The 20091-nt window shown below is 55.8% G+C and carries 15 protein-coding genes; 9 read left to right on the top strand and 6 right to left on the bottom strand.

The genetic code is table 11. The features are described 5' to 3' along the window. Positions 1-4 precede the first annotated feature (4 nt). The 3 genes from J2T14_RS19585 (at position 5) to J2T14_RS19575 (ending at position 3047) form a co-directional block, all read left to right on the top strand. Positions 5-1372 carry a TrkH family potassium uptake protein gene (locus J2T14_RS19585; RefSeq protein ID WP_307473422.1) on the top strand — a complete coding sequence of 456 codons (1368 nt, stop codon included), beginning with the start codon at positions 5-7 and terminating at the stop codon, positions 1370-1372. Between the two features lie 149 nt (positions 1373-1521). Next, the gene (locus J2T14_RS19580; RefSeq protein WP_307473420.1) at positions 1522-2217 is read left to right on the top strand and encodes a futalosine hydrolase; all 696 of its coding nucleotides are present in this window, start codon (positions 1522-1524) and stop codon (positions 2215-2217) included. After that, positions 2214-3047 carry a 1,4-dihydroxy-6-naphthoate synthase gene (locus tag J2T14_RS19575; RefSeq protein ID WP_307473418.1) on the top strand — a complete coding sequence of 278 codons (834 nt, stop codon included), beginning with the start codon at positions 2214-2216 and terminating at the stop codon, positions 3045-3047. The genes J2T14_RS19580 and J2T14_RS19575 overlap by 4 nt, the downstream gene beginning before the upstream one ends. Positions 3048-3229: 182 nt before the next feature. Here the strand turns inward: J2T14_RS19575 and J2T14_RS19570 are convergent, their stop codons facing one another. Both J2T14_RS19570 and J2T14_RS19565 read right to left on the bottom strand, forming a co-directional pair. Then, positions 3230-3619 carry an ArsR/SmtB family transcription factor gene (locus J2T14_RS19570; protein WP_307473416.1) on the bottom strand — a complete coding sequence of 130 codons (390 nt, stop codon included), beginning with the start codon at positions 3617-3619 and terminating at the stop codon, positions 3230-3232. 1 nt (position 3620) lies between these two features. Next, positions 3621-4055, bottom strand: coding sequence for an SRPBCC family protein (locus J2T14_RS19565; protein WP_307473414.1), 435 nt, complete (start codon positions 4053-4055; stop codon positions 3621-3623). A 408-nt stretch (positions 4056-4463) separates the two neighbouring features. Between J2T14_RS19565 and J2T14_RS19560 the strand changes: the two genes are divergently transcribed. Then, on the top strand, positions 4464-5030 hold the full coding sequence (locus tag J2T14_RS19560; protein WP_307473412.1) for a beta-class carbonic anhydrase: 567 nt from the start codon (positions 4464-4466) through the stop codon (positions 5028-5030). Positions 5031-5119: 89 nt separating this feature from the next. Here the strand turns inward: J2T14_RS19560 and J2T14_RS19555 are convergent, their stop codons facing one another. Beyond that, a complete protein-coding gene (locus tag J2T14_RS19555) occupies positions 5120-5914 on the bottom strand; it encodes an APH(3') family aminoglycoside O-phosphotransferase (RefSeq protein WP_307473410.1) in 795 nt (264 codons plus the stop codon). Between the two features lie 131 nt (positions 5915-6045). Between J2T14_RS19555 and J2T14_RS19550 the strand changes: the two genes are divergently transcribed. Then, a complete protein-coding gene (locus J2T14_RS19550) occupies positions 6046-6612 on the top strand; it encodes a hypothetical protein (RefSeq protein WP_307473408.1) in 567 nt (188 codons plus the stop codon). 133 nt (positions 6613-6745) lie between these two features. After that, a complete protein-coding gene (locus J2T14_RS19545) occupies positions 6746-7684 on the top strand; it encodes a phosphotransferase family protein (RefSeq protein ID WP_307473406.1) in 939 nt (312 codons plus the stop codon). A gap of 266 nt (positions 7685-7950) precedes the next feature. Here J2T14_RS19545 and J2T14_RS19540 read toward each other — a convergent pair whose 3' ends face one another. Then, a complete protein-coding gene (locus J2T14_RS19540; protein WP_307473847.1) occupies positions 7951-8862 on the bottom strand; it encodes an NAD(P)/FAD-dependent oxidoreductase in 912 nt (303 codons plus the stop codon). 281 nt (positions 8863-9143) lie between these two features. Here J2T14_RS19540 and J2T14_RS19535 point away from each other — a divergent pair, with 281 nt between their 5' ends. The 3 genes from J2T14_RS19535 to J2T14_RS19525 all read left to right on the top strand — a co-directional run bounded on the left by J2T14_RS19535 (position 9144) and on the right by J2T14_RS19525 (position 11409). Beyond that, entirely contained in the window at positions 9144-9665 is a 522-nt protein-coding gene (locus J2T14_RS19535; RefSeq protein ID WP_307473405.1) for a hypothetical protein, read from the top strand. A 240-nt stretch (positions 9666-9905) separates the two neighbouring features. Next, positions 9906-10052, top strand: coding sequence for a hypothetical protein (locus tag J2T14_RS19530; protein ID WP_307473404.1), 147 nt, complete (start codon positions 9906-9908; stop codon positions 10050-10052). After that, positions 10030-11409, top strand: coding sequence for a hypothetical protein (locus J2T14_RS19525; RefSeq protein ID WP_307473402.1), 1380 nt, complete (start codon positions 10030-10032; stop codon positions 11407-11409). Before J2T14_RS19530 ends, J2T14_RS19525 begins: the two co-directional genes overlap by 23 nt. A 76-nt stretch (positions 11410-11485) precedes the next feature. Here J2T14_RS19525 and J2T14_RS19520 read toward each other — a convergent pair whose 3' ends face one another. Together J2T14_RS19520 and J2T14_RS19515 are read right to left on the bottom strand one after the other, a co-directional pair. Next, positions 11486-17668: a rhamnogalacturonan lyase family protein gene (locus J2T14_RS19520; protein ID WP_307473400.1), complete on the bottom strand. Its 6183-nt coding sequence runs from the start codon at positions 17666-17668 to the stop codon at positions 11486-11488. 636 nt (positions 17669-18304) lie between these two features. After that, a complete protein-coding gene (locus J2T14_RS19515; RefSeq protein WP_307473398.1) occupies positions 18305-20089 on the bottom strand; it encodes an ABC transporter ATP-binding protein in 1785 nt (594 codons plus the stop codon). Positions 20090-20091: the final 2 nt, after the last annotated feature.

Genomic DNA, 20091 nt, shown 5'->3' with positions numbered 1-20091 from the left:
CACCATGCAGATTGCTGCTTCCCTTCGCAAAAAGTTACGTTTCCGCCCGAGCCCGCCGCAAGTGATGCTGTTCGGCTTCGTCGTCATTATTATGATTGGCGCCCAGCTCCTGTCACGCCCATTCGCCTATACGGGGGATCAACAAATATCGTATCTCGATGCGCTCTTCACTTCCGTGTCGGCTGCTTGCGTTACTGGGCTAACCATACTGAACACCGGCATCCACTTTTCCACCTTCGGCCAGATTGTCGTTATTATACTCGTCCAGATCGGCGGGCTCGGTTTCATGACGATGGCCACTCTGTTCGCGCTGCTGTTCAAGAAAAAAATATCGTTCCGGGAGCGCCTCGTTCTGCAAGAGTCGATGAACTATGGCTCGACGGAAGGAGTCGTCAAGATGGTCCGCAAAGTGCTTCTATATGCGCTCTGTATCGAGCTGTCCGGCGCCGTTCTGCTAAGCAGCTACTTCATGCTCGAGATGTCTGCCGGGCAAGCGCTTTACTTCGGCGTGTTCCACAGCATCTCGTTTTTCAACAATGCCGGATTCGACCTCTTCGGGCAATTTCCCGAACGGGCGGGCAGCCTTATTCATTATGTAGAAGATCCTTTCGTAAATATTGTGTCGATGCTGCTTATCTTTTTTGGCGGGATCGGGTTCATTGTTATTTCAGAGCTGCTGACTTATCCGAAGAACAGGAAGTTCAGCTTGCACAGTAAAGTCGTCTTGTCCGTAACCGGCATTCTTACATTCGTTGGCGCAGTTGTCATCTTCCTGCTGGAGTTCTCCAACCCGCTAACTTTGCAGCCATTATCCGCAACCGGCAAAACGTTAGGCTCGCTGTTCCAATCGATAACGGCCAGATCCGCAGGTCTAAGCACGATCGATCCGAGCATGCTGCGCGAGGTTACGCAGTTTTTCCTCATTATACTGATGTTCATCGGGGCTGGACCGGGCTCTACGGGCGGCGGTATTCGCGTAACGACGTTCGCGATTTTGGTCGGGGCGATGGTTGCTATGATACGAGGCAAAGAAGATATCGTCCTGTTCCGATACCGTATAGCGAAGCAGCAAATTCATCAGGCGATCATGCTGACGATGATTTCCTTCGCCATTATTTGCTCTGCCGCTATGCTGCTGTCCATTACGGAGACGGGCTCGTTCCTCGCTATTTTGTTCGAGGCAACGTCTGCTTATTGTACGGTGGGAATGTCCTCCGGTTTGTCTTCCCATCTATCCACCCCGGGCAAAGTCATCATTATTCTGCTCATGTTCGTGGGACGGCTAGGACCTGTAACGCTTGCCTTCGCTCTTAATTCGCGCTCCAAGAAGGAGCTGTATCGTTTCCCGGAAGGGAAAATTACGATTGGTTAGAAGAGCGGCCGAGCTGGAGACAGCTTAGCTAGCTCGGTTCAGGCTGCAATCGGCTTGCTCTGCATCGCTTGGACACCGAATCTAGCGAGTGTTACTATTAGAAGATACGGTTCGCCCATTGCCCTTGCTACGAAGGAGAAAATTGTCCGATGACCAATAACGACCATAGCCATAAAGATCAAGAGCATAATGACGGCTCTCGCATATTGATCGTAACAGCAGTAGATGCCGAGAAGGACGCCGTTGTTCGCGGCCTTGCCGGCAGCACGAAGGCCGACGTCATCGCAGCTGGCGTCGGCCCTGCTTATGCCGCGGCGAGCACGGCGGCTGCGCTTGCCGCGGCGGCCGCGCCGTACCGGCTCGTTATTAGCGCCGGTATCGGCGGCGGCTTCGACGGTACGGCTGCAATCGGCTCGCTCGTCGTTGCCGACCGGATCATAGCCGCCGATCTTGGCGCGGAATCGCAAGACGGCTTCATCAGCGTGGACGAGCTTGGCTTCGGCACGGCTCGCCTTGAGGCGGATTCCGCATGGAGTCACCGGTTCTACGAAGCGATTCGCACGGCCGGCTTAGAGGCGGTGCTTGCACCGATCCTTACCGTGTCGACAGCAACCGGCACCGCCGCTACGGCGGCAGCGCATGCGGCCCGTATTCCCGGCGCTGCTGCGGAAGGGATGGAGGGCTACGGGGTAGCCGTTGCCGCGCAGCGGCTTGGCATTCCGTTCACGGAGCTGCGCGCGATCTCGAACGCTGTCGGTCCGCGCGATCGCGCCGCCTGGCGCATAGGCGAGGCGCTTGCCTCGCTTGAGGCTGCGAGCGCCGCAATACTGGAGGTGCTGGAATGAATATTGCTTATTCCCCGTGTCCGAACGACACATTCGTATTCCATGCTTTGGCTCACGGTCTTGTTCCGGGAGGGCCGGAGCTTAACGTAACGTACGCGGATATCGACATCACGAACAACTGGGCTGCCCGCGCGGAAGGGCCGGAGGTCATGAAAATTTCGTATGCCGCGCTGCCTTGGGTGTTGAACGACTATCGGCTGCTGCCATGCGGCGGCGCGCTGGGCCGCGGCTGCGGTCCGCTCGTGCTGACCAAGGACGGCGAAGGCGGCGCAGCCTCGTTGTCCGGCAAGCGGGTAGCCGTTCCTAGCGAACGGTCAACCGCCTACTTGCTGTTCCGGTTATGGGCGGCTCGACAAGTGCCTGGGGGCGTCGGCGAAATCGTCGTCATGCCTTTCCACGAGATTATGCCTGCCGTCCGCGACGGCTTGATCGATGCCGGGCTCGTCATCCACGAAGCCCGCTTCACGTATCCGTCTTACGGCCTTAGCAAGCTCGCCGATCTCGGCAGCTGGTGGGAAGCGGATACCGGCCTGCCTATCCCGCTCGGCGCCATCATCGCGAAGCGCTCGCTCGATGCCGAGGCCATTGCGGGCTGGATCCGCTCGTCCGTCGAGTACGCATGGGCGCATCCCGATTCATCACGTTCCTATGTGATGGATCATGCGCAGGAGCTCTCGGAGGATGTTGCCCAGTCGCACATCGACCTATATGTGAACGAGTTTACGGCTAATCTCGGCGATGACGGTTATGCGGCCGTAGAAGCGCTGCTTGGAAGAGCGGCTGCCGAGGGTCTCGTGCCGGACTTCGATTTGTCTTTACTGCGGATATAACAGCAAGTCATTTAACCGCGTTCCGTCGAACTAAATCGCTGCTTTCCACTCCACAAACGATAAACCGCCCCATTAGTGTCCGAAATCGAACGAATGAGGCGGTTTTTTCGCATGCATAGCTATTTAGTTTCCCATAATTCCGCTATTCGGCCTTCTGCCGGGGCAGGGCGGGAATCCGTTATTTAGTCGTCCTTCGCCAGCGTAAGCGACTGCGGCTGCGATTCCGGCTTGGCCGCCGTCTCGAAATCCGAATCGTCCGATTCCACATACCGCTTAAGCGCGGCAAGTTTGTTGTCCCAGAAACGCTCGTAATAAGCGAGCCAGCGCTGCAGCTCTCTAAGCGGATCGGCCTCCAGCCGGTAGCGCGTCTCGCGCCCGACCTTCCGGTCCTTCACGAGTCCGGCGTCCGACAAGATGCGGAGATGCTTCGAAACGGCCGTGCGGCTCATCGTGAAGTGCCCGCTAATGGCGTTCAGCGGCAGTTCCTCATCGCCCAGCAGCTCGAGCACCCTGCGCCGCGTCGGATCGGCAATCGCTTGGAAAACATCATGCTTGGGCTGCGGCTCAGCCATCTTAACCCGCTACATAGCCGCTGAGCTTCTGCAGAATCCCAGTCCAGCCATGGTCCATTCTGCCGCGTACGATATCATGCGGCTCGCCGAACTCGGTCGCCATATCGGCCGTCCATCCCGCATGGATGAGCGTGAATTCCGTCTCTCCCTGCAGATCGGCAAGCTCGAACGTAAGCGTCCAATCCTTGCCCCAATCAAACGACAAGCGATTCGGCGGATCGACAACCGTCACTTTGCAAGGCGATTGGCCGAATGGCCCCGCGTTCAAAAGGAATTCATAGCCGACCTCCGTCTGAAAGTCGCTCGGCGGCATAAACCATGCCGCTATGCCTTCCGCAGTAGATACTGCCTTCCACACTTTCTCGATTGGCGCCTTAAGGACGATCGTCTGGCGAATATCCGGCAGCTTGTCCTGTGTATTAACGTTTTCTTCCATATGAATAGCCTCCCATACCTCTGTTTAAGATTTAGCTTGTACATTGTGTTACTAGTTAATCAGAAACCAAATGGTTTCCTATTTAACACTTCCCTATTATATGAAACCTTTTGGTTTCATGTCAACATGGAAAATCTCCCCTCGCCCGCATCTATTATCACCTTGTCAATTTGGTTGAGTAGCGCGGGGAATTCTCAGCAATACTGGGACTCGCGCTTAAGAAGCCGATTAACCGTTATGCCAAACGGATGGTAGACAAAGCCAAAGAGAGCCACCTGCTGCATTAGATACCTCATATAGAGAAATAAAATCGCATAAATACTACATGTAGGCGCTTTCTTAATTTGACTGTAACGAGCATTGTATGAATAATAGAAGATACATGTTATTTTGCAAGGAGGCTCGCGAATGTCTATCGTTCAGAATTTATTATCGTTCAATAAGAAGTTTGTGGAAGAGAAGCAGTACGAAGCTTACTTGACGGATAAATATCCCGAGAAAAAAATAGCCATTCTCACCTGTATGGATACGCGTCTCGTAGAGTTGCTGCCCAAGGCGCTTAACCTGCGCAACGGCGATGCCAAGTTTATTAAGAACGCCGGCGCTATTTTGACTCAGCCGTTCGGTAGCGCTATGCGAAGCATATTGGTTGCCGTCTACGAGCTTGGCGCGCGCGAAGTGCTCGTTATCGGGCACCATAACTGCGGCATGACGAATCTGGACGCCGAAGGCATGGTTCGCAAGTTCGCCGACCACGGCATCGATCCGAAAGCGGTCGAAACGCTCGAGAACGCCGGCATTCGCATGGAGAAGTTCCTTAAGGGCTTCTCAACGCCAGAGGAAGGCGTTATGCACAGCGTTCGCATCATCCGCAAGCATCCGCTTTTTCCGAAGGATATTCCCGTGCACGGCTTCGTCATCGATCCCGTGACCGGCGAGCTGAAAGTGATTGTAGAGGATTATCGCGAGGAATAAGACGCGCAAGAGTAAGGCTGTCCCACCCGGTCTCAACGGCAGAGGGGATAGCCTTTTTTTTCGCAGCGACTTGATCGTCAGAAGCTTAATCAGAAAAACTCGTCCAGCAGCTTGTAATACTCCAGCTTCGCCTTGTCTGCCTCCTGCAGTCCATAGGCCTCAAGGAATGCGGAGACATGCCCTTCGCCGAAGTTATGCGCGATGCTCCTGACCGCCAGCGCCAAATCTTGATATTTGTCCGCGATTCCCGCTCTTCCCCAATCGATCAACCCGCTAACCTTCCCCTTATGCAATATAATGTTCGGCAAACAGTAGTCTCCATGCGTAAACACAAGCTCCTCCGCCTGCGGCCTGTTCTCCAACAATTGTTGATATATAGCCGCAGCGCTCATTCCCTGCCGCTCCTCGTCAAAGTCGTCCTCGTCCACTAAGCCCTGTTCCGTTCTCTGCCGCGCTTCCTCCAACACCTTGCCCAGCGTACGGTCGAACGGACAGTCCGTAATGTCTACGGCATGAACTGCTTTGAGGCCGACCGCCAATTGCGCCATAAGCTGGGGCAGCATGGCTTCGTGCGCCTTATCCGAAGCGATCAACCCGGCTACTTCCGAGAGCAGCAAATACTCATTGCTTTCATCCCTATCGTAGTACAGCAGCTCCGGTACCGGCAGTTTCCCTTGCAGCCACTGTATCCGATCTTTCTCGTCCAAGAGACAGCCGCCCGCTTCCATCGATTGCACCTTCAAATAACTTGCCTCCTGTCCGCGGCTCAATCGGTACGTACGCGAAGCCGACATGCCGATCGTAATGCGCCGCCAGCGGCAATCGCTCGTCAATGATATCAACGGCTGCGGCAATGCTGCTTCGTCTCTATCGTTATTTAGCACATCATTTCCTCGCTTTCAAAAAGGCATTCTCTTCCCACTACCATAATAAGGAATACATATAAAAGCAACATTTTGGCAGCGGGTACGTCATACAGTTGAAATCCATCCCTTATATCAAGGAGCGTATCGCTATGAAGAATAAACGCTTGTTTAGCTTGGCAGCCTTCCTGGCCGTTGCAAGCGCTGCGAGTCTTGCTGCTTTTACCGATGCATTCGCTATGAATGGCTCGCGGAGCTTTCCCGAACCCGTTGCCCCGATCCATCACCAAGAGACAATAGGCGACTTGGCGTATGAATTCCGTCTGAACAGCAATCAATTCAGCTTGAACGATGAAATCGAAGTATACGCCCAAGTGACGAATAAAGGCGACGAGCCGATTAATTATACGTCGGGAAGCTCCAGTTGCCCTACCCATGTCGGCGTTGATCTCGTTCATCAAGAAACGAATACGCGGCTTGCGGTCAAACAGGACGATCGGGCATGTACAGCTGACCTTGTGACATCCACGCTCGCTCCTGGCAATACGGTCCATAACACTTGGACGTTTATACCTGAGCGGTGGCAGGATTCCAAACTCATACTGGGAGACATCGGCGACTACGATGTACTCGTATCCTTGCATGAGGCAAGCAGCCCGTTCGCACAATCGCAGCAGTTTGCCCCTTCCTCCGCTACTATTACGCTTCTCACCGAATAACGCGCCATGACAGGCGACTTCTGTCAACGCGTGGCGTCGCAGCGGTATCGTTTAGCTATAGTTGTTTTTCATCTTGTTGCCTTTTCGTTCCATAACCTATACTTTTGGAAAAAAGAGGAGGTGCCGCATCGTCATGGCACAAACGAGTCCCGAGCTAACCGTCAAGGACGCCGAGGAGCTGTTGCTTCGCCACTGGGGCGAACCGGCCGAGGCTGTCGCACCCATCGGAAGCGGCCACTTCAGCTCCGTTTTCTCATTCAAGAAGGACGGCAAGTCCTATGTCGTCGGCTTCGGCAGAGCCGAGCCGGGCGACGAAGCCGAGTATGTGCGGAGCAAATACGTCGCCAATCTGCTCATCGCCGGCGGCGCCCGTTACCAGCAAGTATTCGGCCGCGGCACGGACGGCAAACACAACTTCGTCATCCGTGAATACATACCCGGGAATGTAATAGCCGATTTGCCCGATGAGCAGAAGGCGATCGTGCTTCCCGATCTCGTCCGCGCGATCAGCGAGATGAATCAGGTGCCGCTTGACAGCAGTACCTCGGGCTTCGGTTTTATTACCCGCACGGGCAATGGCGAGTGCCGCACATGGGGCGACTACATTCGAAAGAACTTTGCCGAGGACCAAACGGGAACGTTCTGGGAAAATTGGCATGAGCTGTTCCGCACCAGCTGTCTGGAACGGGATATTTTCGAGGAAATCTATCACCGTCTGCTCTCTTATAGCGCATATAATGAGCCTCATCGTTATTTCGTGCATAACGACTGCCACCAATGGAACATCGTGTCGGACGGGACGAAGGTGACTGGCATTATCGACGCGAACGCGATGTATGGCGATTTTGTCGTCGATATCGCGACGATCGCGGGCGCCGTCCCCGGCCATGACATACCGGAGGCGTTCCGGCTTCATTACGAGCGGATCGGCAATCCGATTCCGCAATTCCTGGAGCGCTATGCAGGCGCTCGCTATTACAAAGGTCTGGACCGCCTTCGCTTCTACGCCTATCAAGGCTGGACGCATGCTTATGAGGAGGAACGCGGTTGGCTGCTCGCGCTGCCTAGTTAGCTTATTCAAAGGATATTCATGAACAATGGAGCAAAAACTTCCCTTATTTATCGCGACAGCGTAATTACCACTTAACGGACCCACAGGATGAATGGTATGAACTAGGTCATACGAATCTTGCCGTCCTATTGCCGCTCATCGCAAGGCCGCCTATGGTTTATCGGGATTTATTGAGCTTGTCGGATTATATTGGTTCATCGAACGGATTTGGTTTTAATCGGATCGCTTATTCGCGATTCCTTGTATGAAGGATCATGCAAAAGGCGCTATCGATCGAAGTCCTCGTTAATGATATCGCCGTTCACGCCGAGCGCGGCGCGGCTGCCGTCCCCGGCGGCAATAATAAGCTGCGCCGGCGTAATAAGCGCGCCGTCGCCCGCAGCATATACGCCCCGTACCGTGGTACGGCCATATTCATCCTTCACGAGACCGCCATGCTCGTTCATCGCGCAGCCCAGCTTCTCTCCGAAATCGATCGCATGCCGCCATTTCGGCGATACAAAGCCCCCCGCCCGTTTAATTTCCGAACCGTCCTCGAACTGGACGCTCTGGAGCTGTCCGCCGCTCCCCTTAAGCGCCCTAATCCGCTGCGACTGTACCCGGATGCCTTTGCGGGCGAACATCGCAAACTGCTCCTGCGTCAGCACTTGCCTGCCGTTCGTGCATACGACCAAGTCTTTGCTCCAGTTGTATACGAACTTGGCTAGCGACACCGCATGCGAGCCGCTCTCTCCGATGACGACCAGCGGCTTATCCCGCAGCTCCCAGCCGTCGCAGTACGGACAGCTGAATAAGCTTTTGCCGTAATAATCCTGAATCTGGGGAACGGCGGGCAGCGACTCCTTAAGTCCCGCCGCCAGAATGATCGTGCGCGAATGATAAACAATGCCGTCGCCCGTCCTCACATGGAAGCTCCCCCTGCCGCTATGCCTTACTTCGGTTACGCGCTGCGACTTTACCGTTACGGAAGGGTACCGGGCGATATCTTGATGCGCGATCGCTCTGAACTCGCTCGGCTTCACGCCGTCCCTTGTTATGAATCCGTGCGACTCGCGCGCAACCGCATTTCTCGGTCGATTATCGTCGAACAACAGCACATGCCGCCGTGAGCGTCCGAGTACTAAGGCCGCACTGAGTCCCGCAGGTCCTCCGCCGATGATGGCGCAATCGATATGCATCATTTTCGTCCCCTTTTCATCTTCATAGAGCCGTATGAACGCTTATATATTAAAATGCCGATCGCGGCGGCTTTATTCTTAAGCATTTGTTATATAGGAAGGATGCCCCGTTGCATGCCATTCAATAACCGTATTTTGGATAACGGTTCAGGCTTGCCGATGGCTATGGATGCTTCCCGGTCGGTAGTCATAACCGGAATATCATGCTAGTATAGAGCTACTGCAATGCTTGTACGAAAACCCGAACGATGGAATAGACTGGAATGGAAGAGGGCCTGAACATGACAGCTCATTCACCGAACGACATGCTTTACCAATTGAAGGCGCGATACGTTGAGATCGGACTTATATCCTCGATTGTGGAAGCGACCGAGGAAGCGCCTGCCACGCTCGTTATTTTGTTCGATGAGATTGGCCAAGAGCATCGCAACATTCATATGGAACTGTCCTTCCTGCCCGGCTTAGCCGATGCGGACGAAGCGGGGCTATATTTCCTGCAGACGTTCGTCACGCTTGCCGAGGAAGTGCCTGCCGCCCATTACCGCGAGCTGCTCAGCCTCGCCGCGAAGCTCAACACGACGCTTCCGCTTGGCGCATTCGGCTTGTTCGAGGATACGGGCGTCGCTTATTTCAAGCATAACTGCATGCTCCAAGCGAGCAACGGCGATTCAGCTAACGTGAAGTCGATCGACATTCAGAGCGGCTTGATTCTTCATCTGCATCAGCTTTATTTCGACGGGCTGTTGGAGGTCGCGATTGAAGGCGCGCCTGCAGCGAGCGTCTTGGACAAGCTTCCTGTCTAGGCGAGCATGACGTAAACAATTCTATGTACCGTAACCGCTAACCCGTAGGCTAGAACTAGCTTGCGGGTTATTTTGCGTCGCTTGAATCTTTTTCGACAAAACACATGACATTATCCACAAAAAAGCCGCGGCAGCAGCGTTCCCCCTATAGTGAAAACTGGAAATACATGCTACTATTGAACCACTACTATTGTACGGACAGGCAGGTAGGCAAGCATACACTATTGGAGGGGTTTCTTTTTGCCGAAACAATCAGCGCTAACGAAGCGGCCATCACCAGCGCAAGTCAAATCAACCCCCGGAGCAGTCCGCAGCGGCAGCATCGCCACTGCAATTAAGCGCTTCGCCGGAGGGCGCGCTGGCTTTGCAGCGCTCGGCGGGCAATAAGGTCGCGCAAGCGGCGGGCGGAGCAACGCCTCCCGCAGCGGGCGGATCCGCCGCTATCGAGAGCTGGATCGCCGCCGAAGCGGCCAAGGATAAGAAAACGGCCTTGCACGGCTTCTATACGGCGTTTGGACCTATGCAACGGAAGATCGCGATCAATTTGTTCGCGGGAGGTTCCGGCGCTCCGTCCCTCGCCAAAGCAAAGAAACATTTGACAGGCATTTTCGGCCGCAGCATCGATTGGGACAAGTTCTCGAAGATCGTTCGAACGGTCAACAGCCAGAAGACGCAGAACTACAACGAAGACACGGACCGCGTCTACGTCACCTATGCGACGACGGCCGCAGCAGCCTCCGTAGGCGCATCGAGCGCGGCCGCCTCTACCACCGGCGAAGTGCAGGGCATTGTAGGCGCCGGCAAGGAAGGCGCATTCGGCGCGGTTATCGACATGGGTCCCGCTTCCGCAGCGCTTAGCGGCGTAACGTCGGGCGTGCAGATCTATAATGCCGTTCAGAATCACGACGAAGCGCAAGGCGGCTTCGACAAGTTCGAGAACGTCGTTGGCGAAGGCGCCAGCGGCGCGGCAGACTTGGCGCGTTTCGGCGCTACCGGCGTCGTCAACACGCAGAAGTTCATGGGAGCCGCGGTCAGCGGCGCGGCTACGGCAGCGGCCGGCGCGGCTACGGCAGCGGCCGGCGCGGCTACGGCAGCGGTCGGCGCGGCTGGCGTCGTAGGCGGCGCGGCCTATTTGGCGAGCGGCGTAGCCGGCGTCTACACGCATGGCAAGCGCATGAACAAGCTGAACGCGCTGGAGAAGGCGTCTGCCGGCAAGGACGCGGACTTGAGCCGGGCGGCAGGCCTTGGCGCAAGCACGCAGAAGATTAACAAGACGAAGAGCGCGGCAACGGCGCTGAAGGGCGCAGCGATGGTTGTAGGCGGCGGCATCCTGCTTGCCGCGGGGGCGGCGACACCCGTCGGCTGGCTGCTGCTTGGCGTGGCAGGCGCGATCGGCGGTATCGCGGCGGTCTACAAATTTTACAAGAAGCGCACGCGGAAGGAAGAGGTCGTCGACCGATTCCTCGATGTGGACAAGAAGCTGGCCGAGCTGCAGGCAGCCAACCCCGAACAGAAGCAGGAGAAGTCCAAAGTCCGCGAGACGCTCCTGCAGAAGAACGGCTTCAACAGCGTAGCCCAGTGCTATGCCCAGATCGTAACCGACCTCGCTCATACGATCTACGAGAAGGGCGTTGTCGGCAAAGACGCGCAGTACGAAGAGCTGCTCCGCAATATAGGCCTGAACCCCGATCATACGAAACGGACGCCGAAGCCGGATCTTATCGCCAAGAAGCTGCATAGCTAAATGAAATAAAGAGTGCCCTGGAGGCCACCGCGAATGGATGGCTCTAGGGCACTCTCTTTTTATTGCGTCATCGCAATTACTTCTTTACGTTTACTTGCATGACGCTGCTCTCCGTAACGCCAGCATCGTTCGACAGCTCTGCCTTGTACGAGTAGCTGCCCAACGCCCTGCCCGTAATCGCCGTGAACGCGGTTTGCGCATTCGGCGATTTCGCGGTCAGCGTCTGGGTATCGATCAGCACGCCGTTTTCATACAGACGGTAAGTCGTTGCATTCGTTCCCCACCACATATTCATCGTTACTTTGTAATCGCCGTTGCCGTCCCAATTATCGTTCGATAATACCGGCTTACCGGGAGCGGCCTCCTTAACCGTCACGGTATGCGGTGCGCAAGCGGTCGTCCCATGCGAGTTAACGAGTTCGCAAGTGTACGTATACGTGCCGTTTGGTTTGCCCGTTATATTCGTTGCCGCCGTTTGAGCCGATGGTGAATTGTCGGTCAACACTTGCGTATCGATGAGCTGACCGTTCTCGTACAGCTTATATACGGTACCGTTCTGACCGTGCCATAGGTTCATTGTCACCTTGTAGCTGCCGTCCAGCAGACCCGTGTCATGGCCGTTGTCGTTCGAGAGTTCCGGCTTGCCGGGCGCTGCAGTTGCTTTCTCTTCTCCTGTCACGATAAGAGTGACGGTTACCGTCGCTTCCAGTCCGGAGTAGTTGACCGCTTTGGCAGCCAGCTTATGAACGCCTGCTAGATCCGCAAGAGAGAGCGCCGTATTGTTGGCTACCTCTGCCCCGTCCAGCGTCAGCGATAGGCTGCGGACATCCGACTCGGCGTCCGCCGCCGTCACTTGAAGCGTCAGCGTATCGGCCACAGTGAGTTGAGCCGCTTGCAGTCCTTCAATAATAGGCGCCGTCGTATCTATGGTTTGCTGCGGCTCGTTGATGTAATGGATCAACGGCGCTGCAGGCTGCTCCATGCCCGCTCCGAGATAGAAGCCCGGATGCGGCGGCTGGTTGTAGCCGGTATTTTGCCACGCAACGCCCAGCCTGTAGATCGGATCGTGCATCAGCGTATGGATGCGATGCTCGGTCACGTCGGTCGTCGTATAGATGCGTAATTCGCTGCTATCGCTCGAGCGCCACATCACTTCCTCTCGCCAGTCGCCCAGCAGGTCGGCTTGCAAGCTCGGATTCGCCTTCGTTGAATTGTTTGAAGCAGCGCCCGCAGCCGTCAGCAGATTAATCGTCGTTTCATTTTCGTAATCCCACTTATCGATCCGATTGTAATCCTGCAGCTCTCTAAGCAGGTCACCGTCCCACCAAACGCCGAAGTTCGTGGAAGACGGAATATTCGTCGTAATGAGCAGCCCTTTCGCGCTGTAAAGCCCTGTAATAGGAATATGCTGCTCGTTCGTGATCGTAGCGGACCACATCTCTTCGCCCGTATAATTAGGATCAATATCGGCAGACATCCCGCGCCCTGTATCGATACCCGTATACACGCCCCATAGAATCTCGCCCGTCGCCGGATCGCGAAGCTCCATGCCGTATGGCGAGTTCGTGTGCTCATGAACGTCGAACAGCTCAAGTCCCGGTCTTGTCGGGTCAAGATCGCCGAGATGCATGGCATCCCCATGGCCCAGCCCCGTATTGTAGAGCGGCTTGCCGTCATCGTCGATCGCCATGGCGCCGAACGAGATTTCATCCTTGCCGTCCCCGTCTACGTCTCCGACCGATAGATTATGATTGCCTTGGCCGGCATAAGCCCCGTAGCCTTCGTCGTTCGAATCGAATCGCCATTGCTGCACCAGCTCGCCGCCCGCAAAGTTGTAAGCTGCCAGTACCGTTCTTGTATAATAGCCCCGGCTGAAAATAACGCTAGGATGCTCCCCGTCCAAGTATGCGACTCCGGCAAGGAAGCGGTCGACCCGGTTGCCGTAGGCGTCTCCCCATGCGCCTACGTCGCCGCGCGGCGGATCGTAAGAAACCGTATCGAGCGCCGCCCCGGACAAGCCGTCGAACACGGTCAAGTACTCATTGCCAAGCAGCACGTAACCCGTGCTGTTGCGGTAATCGGCGGCAGCGTCGCCGATCGCGATACCTTGGCCGTCGACCGTTCCGTCAGCCGTCTTAAGCGTTACCTCGGCACGTCCGTCGCCGTCCAGGTCATAGACCATAAATGGTGAATAGTGCGCACCTGCCCGAATGTTAGGGCCAAGATTGATGCGCCATAGGCGCGTACCGTCCATTTTGTAAGCATCCATATAGACAAGACCGGTATAACCTGCTTGCGAGTTGTCCTTGCTATTGGACGGCGACCAGAGCATTACGATCTCGTATTCGCCATCTCCGTCGAGGTCGCCTGCGCTTGCGTCGCCGGCGCTGTACGTGTAAGGCTGGCCGTCCTTCGTATACGCGTCCGCAGGCTTTTGCAGCGGTACGGACAAGTATTCCTGCTGCCACACGCCGAATTCCTTCGAGGCAGGTTGCTCCGCGCCATTCGATACCGACGTAATGCGGTAGCGCGAGTCGTCTGTTCCACCCGCATCCACATAATTGGTGCTGCCCGTAATCGGCGTATCGTTCACCTTAACGCCATCGCGATACAGGTTGAAGGCAATCGTCTCCAGATCAAGGCCGAGCAGCCTCCAGCCAATATAGTTGCCCTCCTCCCATTTCACGGCTACCGGAGCGCGATCGAGGTACTCCATCCCGCGAAGCAGTGTCGTTACCGCAGGCGTCGCTAGACTTTCCGATTGCTCGGAGATGCCGCCCGCATTGACCGACGCCACCTTATAGTAATAAGGAATGGTGCTCAAAATAGTCTCATCGGTATAAACCGCTTCGGTTGCTTTGCCTATCAGTACATAAGGACCGTCCGCCTTCTTGGAGCGGTACACGTTGTACATTCTCGCTTCGGCAACAGCCTCCCACGTGAACGTATCGTCGTTCTTATGAATGGATTGCAGCGCAAGCCCTGCAGGAACCGCCGCTTTCGGCACATTCGGATCGATCATCGATATAGCCAGCTCATTGGACGCTACGGACTCAAAGCCAGCGCTGTCCACTGCCGTTATCGTGTATACATAGTCAAAGCCTATATCGGCCGTCGTATCTGCATAGGTCAATTCGCTCGTTACCGCCAGCAGCTCAGCCGACGGAGCCTCCGTGGCCTGGCGATAGACGCGATAGCTAATCGCCTCGTCAACGCCTTGCCATGCAAGCGATGCGGACACCGGATCGTTCTCCAGATCAAGACTTGTCAGCGCGAGCTCCGTCGGAGCCAGCAGCAATGGCGTAATCTCGATGCCGTTCAGATGCGCGGTCTGGCCGCTCAGAACGAAGTTCATCTGACCGTCCTTCACCGCGATTTGGTTGTACACCTTCTCGGCTACATTCGCTCTGCCGGACGATACGGTGCCATAATCTTTGCCCTCAATGGCTACATTCGTTCTCGTCGAACCGATCCAGTCGCCCGTATACGTTTTGACGGAGTAGTAGCCGTTCGGCAGATCAACCTTGAATTCGTAGCTGTTGCCGAAATAAGCGACGAAATCTCTGCGCAAAGCGTCCGTCGCCGACCCGCGGTCGCGATCGATCATGCCCGCGCTGTTCGTAATGCCGTAACCCAGCTCAGGCGTATAAATAACGCTGCGCGTTACCTCGGTGTAGCCTTCGGCAACAGGCGCGCCTACCGGACCGAAGTCGAAGCGGTACAGCGCCGACTTGGTCGTAATCACAACCGCGTCCGATGGCTCGGATTCGCCGCGGCCGTTAACGGCCGTTACGCGCACTTGATAGGTGCTGCCTTCGGTCATCCCGCCGATCGTCAGCGTCGGTACGGTCGCCGTTCCGATCATGGCATACGACGATTCAGAGTCGGAAGCGAGCTTGCGATAAACCTTGTAGATATCGGCTTCCTCGTCCCCGTTCCACTTCAATACCGCGCCCGCGTTGCTGACGCTGCCCGCGATCAGCCCTGTCGGCTTCGCCGGCACCGCGTCCGGCGGCACGATTTCCGCCGCATAATCGGCAAGCGGAAGCTCCAACTCCGCAATGCCGCCCGCAAGCAGCCGCGCCAATTGGATGGCGCCGTACTCCTGGAAGTGCGTATTATCCGCCGAACCGTTCGGGAAAGCTTGATAAATGCCCGGCTCGACATGGAGGAACACGGAGAGCGAGGCTTGGACGCCGATCGAGTCGTAATACGCGACGCTAAGCGTGCTAAGATCGACGAGCGGCACATTCAGCTCCGCGGCAACCTCCTTCATCGCCTGCACGTATTCCGGGAAGCTTACATTAAACTTGCCGGTGTCGGCATTATAATCCCGGCGCCCCATCGGCGTAACGAGAATCGGCGTCGCACCGCGCTGCGTCGCACCCTCGACGTATGTCTTCAGGTAGTTCTTAAAGTCGGCAGGAGAAGCATACCTATCCGGCACGCTAATTGTCGCATCGTTGTGCCCGAATTGAACAAGGAAGTAATCGCCAGGCTTGATCGCCCGCAATACCTCATCGAGTCTGCCTTCCACGATGAACGACTTGGAGCTGCGGCCGCCGATTGCATGGTTCTTGAAGACAACGGCATCGCTGAAGAAACGCGGCAGCATCTGTCCCCAACCCGCTTCCGGTTCCCAGTACGGATCGTAAGTCTGCACGGTGGAATCCCCGGCCATATAGACCGTCGGCTGCTCCCCGGCCGTCCGCTCGGCTTGCTTCGTAATGACGAGCGCGTTGATCTTAGGCGCAGTGCCCGTAAAATCAAAGTTCATCTGCCCGTCGACCAGCGCAATGTCGAAGCCCATCTCCAGGTACTGCCCCGCCGCTTTGGCCGTAAGCTGCACCTTCTGGATCGATTCCGCCTTTATGGCGATCTCGGAAGCATCCGCTTGATCGCCCGCGATCAGTTGAACCGTATAATCGCCATTCGGCAGATCTACGCTGAAGGTCGTTCCTAGCGGCATCGCAAAGTCCGTCTTCACCGGGTCGGACAAGCCGCGATCGCCTGTCGTTACCTTCGAAATATCCGTGAAGCCGTAATGAATGATGTCCGAGTATGCCGTTGTGCCGTCCACTCGCGTATACCCTTCCGCCAGCGCGCCCGAGCCGAAGTCGAAGCGCTGCACATCGCCTTGCGGCAGCGGTATTGGCGGCACATAAGCGGCGCTTTGAACCGCAGCCGATTCCTCCGATTGGCCGCTCGCGTTTACCGCCTTCACCTTGTAATAGTGCACGGCAGAAGTATCCGCGTCCGAATCTGTATACGACGGCGACTCCGACTGGCCGATCTCCGCATACGGGCCTTCCGCCGCATCCGCTCGCAGCACGATATATGCAGCGGCCCCCTCCGTTAAACTCCAACCCAGCACAATGGCGTCCTCTCTTACCTCGTTAATGGAGAGGCCTTCCGGCGTTGCCGGCGGCTGCAGCGCAGGAATGCTATCGACGGCAACCGTAGGGCTTGGCAGCGACTCCAGGCCAGCCGCATTCACCGCCGTTACATAATAGGAATAACTGCTTCCTACCGCAACATCCGCATCCGCATAACCGGCAGTCGTGCTTTGACCGATTTGCGCATTCTCCCCTGTTGAAGCCTCTGTCCGAAATACGTTATAACTCACCGCTCCCGTTACCTCGCTCCAAGCGAGCGTAACATCGTTAGGCGTAACCCGGGTAACAGCGAGATCCGCGGGCGCGTCCGGCAATACCGGCATCGCTTCCTCGATAATGAGCGCATTCAAATAGCCGCCTGCGCCCGCGCCGCTTATGCCGACCGTCAGTTGTCCATCCGCAACCGTCGTTCGATAGACCGCCTGCGTAACGGCTTGCCGCGAAGATATAGTACCGGCAGCGATATCCTCAAGCATTACGTTCGTTTTCGTCGTGCTCGTCCCCGTCAGAAGATCTCCCGACATGACCGTTACATCGTATTCGCCATTGGGAATATCGACATAGAACGAATACGCCGTTCCCAGCACAAAATCATTCGTCAGGTCCGTTCCGCCGGAGCGCATGCGCGACGCGACGGCAACATTCAGTCCGTAGCCAAGCTCGGCCGTGTACAACGTAGAGTCGCTAACGCCCGTGTAGTCGGCCATAACCGGACTTGACGCCGTGCCGAAGTCGAACTTGCGCACGAGCTGCTCCGCGCTTGCCCGCTGCTGCAAACCGATCGATGCCGACGACAATAGGGTCGTCCATACAATCGCTATGGCCAAAAAAGCCTTCAACCATCTTCGCATACTGCTTTTCATATAAAAGTAATCCCCCGCTTTCCAGAAATAACTAGCGCCTTCACCTTATGTCCATACATGAAGTAAGCGTTTACATACTTATGCAAAATAGACCTTTTCGCGCGCTTGCAAATACCCGCTCTGGGCTGCCACCCTCCTTTATCACGTTGCTCACATGCCTGCCAACCCGTTTTTTTTCCGAATACCCTTTGATCTTAATCCCTTCATACAATTATTAACATGTAAAAAACCGTAAATTTTCTTCAAAAAACCGATATATTCGTGTCTCAAGCCGATAACTCAAGCGTAAACGTTTGTCGCCGTCCTTCGGCTTCGGCACCAAAAGCTATCGTTACGCGGCGGAGAACAGGTGTCCGTATAAGATAAGCTTTTTTGCATGTGAGATGGTCGAGCTATGTTGGATTTTCGCATGAACTTCGTTAGATAGGAGTAAGGTTGGAGGGCTATGCTGGATTTCTGCACTAACTTTGTTCGGAACCGTCATTTGACGGAAATAATGGCCAAAGTTAATGCGAATATCCAATGCAGCTTATATAAACGGGAAAGAAGGCAGAAAGTTGTTGCAAAAATCCAACATAGCTTCCTGCCGCAAGACAGCCGGGGGTTTCGTAGCCTTCAGTGAATACAATATCAATATCAGACCAATGCCTTCTCGTCCTCTTCCTCCGCGAACTGCTTGCCGTGCAGCTCCGCGTACAGCCCGCCAAGCTTCAGCAGCTGCTCATGGCTGCCGCGCTCGGCGATCTCGCCGTCCTTGACGACCAGAATGATGTCCGCGCCGCGGATCGTACTAAGGCGATGGGCGATGACGAAGCTCGTTCTGCCGTGAAGCAGCGTCTTCATCGCCTGCTGAATATGAAGCTCGGCCAGCGTGTCGACGCTGCTCGTCGCTTCATCCAGAATAAGGATAGCAGGGCTTGCCAATATCGCCCGGGCAATCGTAATGAGTTGTCTCTGCCCATGACTGACGTTGCCGCCCTCTGCCGTAAGCACCGTATCATAGCCACCCGGCAGCGCCGTTATGAAGGGATGCGCGTTCGCTTGAACCGCCGCCGTCTCGACCTCCTCGTCGCTGGCATCCAAGCGGCCGTATCGAATATTGTCGCGGATCGTACCGGTGAACAAATGTGCATCCTGCAGCACGATTCCCAGCTTGGACCTCAGACTATCCTTGTCGATCTCCGCGATATTTTGCCCGTCCAGCCATATTTGCCCCTCCGTCGGGTCAAAGAAACGGCCGATTAACTGAATGATCGTCGTCTTTCCGGCGCCGGTCGGACCGACCAATGCCACCGTCTGGCCTGGCTCCGCCGTGAATGAAATATCCGTCAGCGTTTCCTTGCCAGGCGCGTATTGAAAGCATACCTTTCTGAATTCGACGCGACCCTTCACCTCATCCGGAAGACGCATCCGGAGCGTCTCCCCGCCATTCGCATGATCATCATATTCGGAAGGAACGGCCATCGTCTCGAATACCCGTTCCGCCCCGGCAACGCCCGCCTGTATCAGGTTATACTGATTGGCCACCTCGTTAAGCGGTCCGCTGAACTGTTTCGAATAGGCGAGGAAGCTAATAATAACGCCAACCGTGGCCAGATCGCGCAGGGCGAGCCATGCGCCGGCAGCCGCAATAAGCAAATAACTCACATGACCCATCAGGTTCATCATCGGCCCCATCATGCCGGAATAGATCTGCGCCCTCGTGCCCGCCTTCCGCAGCCGTTCGTTCGTTTCGCGAAATTCGATGCCCGCGCGCTCCTCCTGATGGAACAAAGCAACGATTTTATGCCCCGACACCGTCTCTTCTATAAATCCGTTCAACGCGCCGAGCTCCTGCTGCTGCCCTTTGAATTGCCGCTGGGTCACGCGGGCGATCCGCTTCGTAACGAAGACGATGAGCGGAATAATGACGAGAGCAACGAGCGTCAGCCATACATTGAGCACGAGCATCATCGTGAATGATCCAACCAGCATAATAACGCTCGATATGAGCTGCACAAGACTTTGATTGAGCGTGTTGCTTACATTATCGATATCATTGGTCGTGCGGCTCATCAGCTCGCCTTGATTGCGGCTAGCGAAGAACGATAGAGGGAGCTTCTGCAAATGAGCGAACAGGTCGCGCCGCAGCCCCCACACCGTTCGTTGCGAAACGTCGGCCAAAATAAACGCTTGAAGCCAGCCCGCAAGGCTGCTTAAGGCATACATGCCAAGCATGATGAAGCACAGCCGAAGCAAGCCCTCGCGCTTGCCCGGAATGATATAATCATCCAGCGCTGCGCCTAGCAAATAAGGCGCAAGCAACGTGAGCGCCGCGGCGCCGGCGGTGCACAAGCTGACTAACCCCAGCCTGACCGGCTGCCTAATTACGTATCGTCCAAGCTGCTTTAACGTATCCGTTGTCCGTACCGTCGATGCCATTG

The organism is Paenibacillus harenae (assembly GCF_030812415.1).
In the GTDB taxonomy this organism is placed as follows: Bacteria; Bacillota; Bacilli; order Paenibacillales; family Paenibacillaceae; genus Pristimantibacillus; species Pristimantibacillus harenae_A.
The sequence above is the reverse complement of the archived record's forward strand: the minus strand, read 5'-3'. Positions and strand labels throughout refer to the sequence as shown.

What these genes read in the sequence shown, in the direction of transcription:
- J2T14_RS19585 (WP_307473422.1), top strand. Translation starts at nt 5, where the DNA reads ATGCAGATTGCTGCTTCCCTTCGCAAAAAGTTACGTTTCCGCCCGAGC.
- J2T14_RS19580 (WP_307473420.1), top strand. Translation starts at nt 1,522, where the DNA reads ATGACCAATAACGACCATAGCCATAAAGATCAAGAGCATAATGACGGC.
- J2T14_RS19575 (WP_307473418.1), top strand. Translation starts at nt 2,214, where the DNA reads ATGAATATTGCTTATTCCCCGTGTCCGAACGACACATTCGTATTCCAT.
- J2T14_RS19570 (WP_307473416.1), bottom strand. Translation starts at nt 3,619, where the DNA reads ATGGCTGAGCCGCAGCCCAAGCATGATGTTTTCCAAGCGATTGCCGAT.
- J2T14_RS19565 (WP_307473414.1), bottom strand. Translation starts at nt 4,055, where the DNA reads ATGGAAGAAAACGTTAATACACAGGACAAGCTGCCGGATATTCGCCAG.
- J2T14_RS19560 (WP_307473412.1), top strand. Translation starts at nt 4,464, where the DNA reads ATGTCTATCGTTCAGAATTTATTATCGTTCAATAAGAAGTTTGTGGAA.
- J2T14_RS19550 (WP_307473408.1), top strand. Translation starts at nt 6,046, where the DNA reads ATGAAGAATAAACGCTTGTTTAGCTTGGCAGCCTTCCTGGCCGTTGCA.
- J2T14_RS19545 (WP_307473406.1), top strand. Translation starts at nt 6,746, where the DNA reads ATGGCACAAACGAGTCCCGAGCTAACCGTCAAGGACGCCGAGGAGCTG.
- J2T14_RS19540 (WP_307473847.1), bottom strand. Translation starts at nt 8,862, where the DNA reads ATGCATATCGATTGCGCCATCATCGGCGGAGGACCTGCGGGACTCAGT.
- J2T14_RS19535 (WP_307473405.1), top strand. Translation starts at nt 9,144, where the DNA reads ATGACAGCTCATTCACCGAACGACATGCTTTACCAATTGAAGGCGCGA.
- J2T14_RS19520 (WP_307473400.1), bottom strand. Translation starts at nt 17,668, where the DNA reads ATGAAAAGCAGTATGCGAAGATGGTTGAAGGCTTTTTTGGCCATAGCG.
- J2T14_RS19515 (WP_307473398.1), bottom strand. Translation starts at nt 20,089, where the DNA reads ATGGCATCGACGGTACGGACAACGGATACGTTAAAGCAGCTTGGACGA.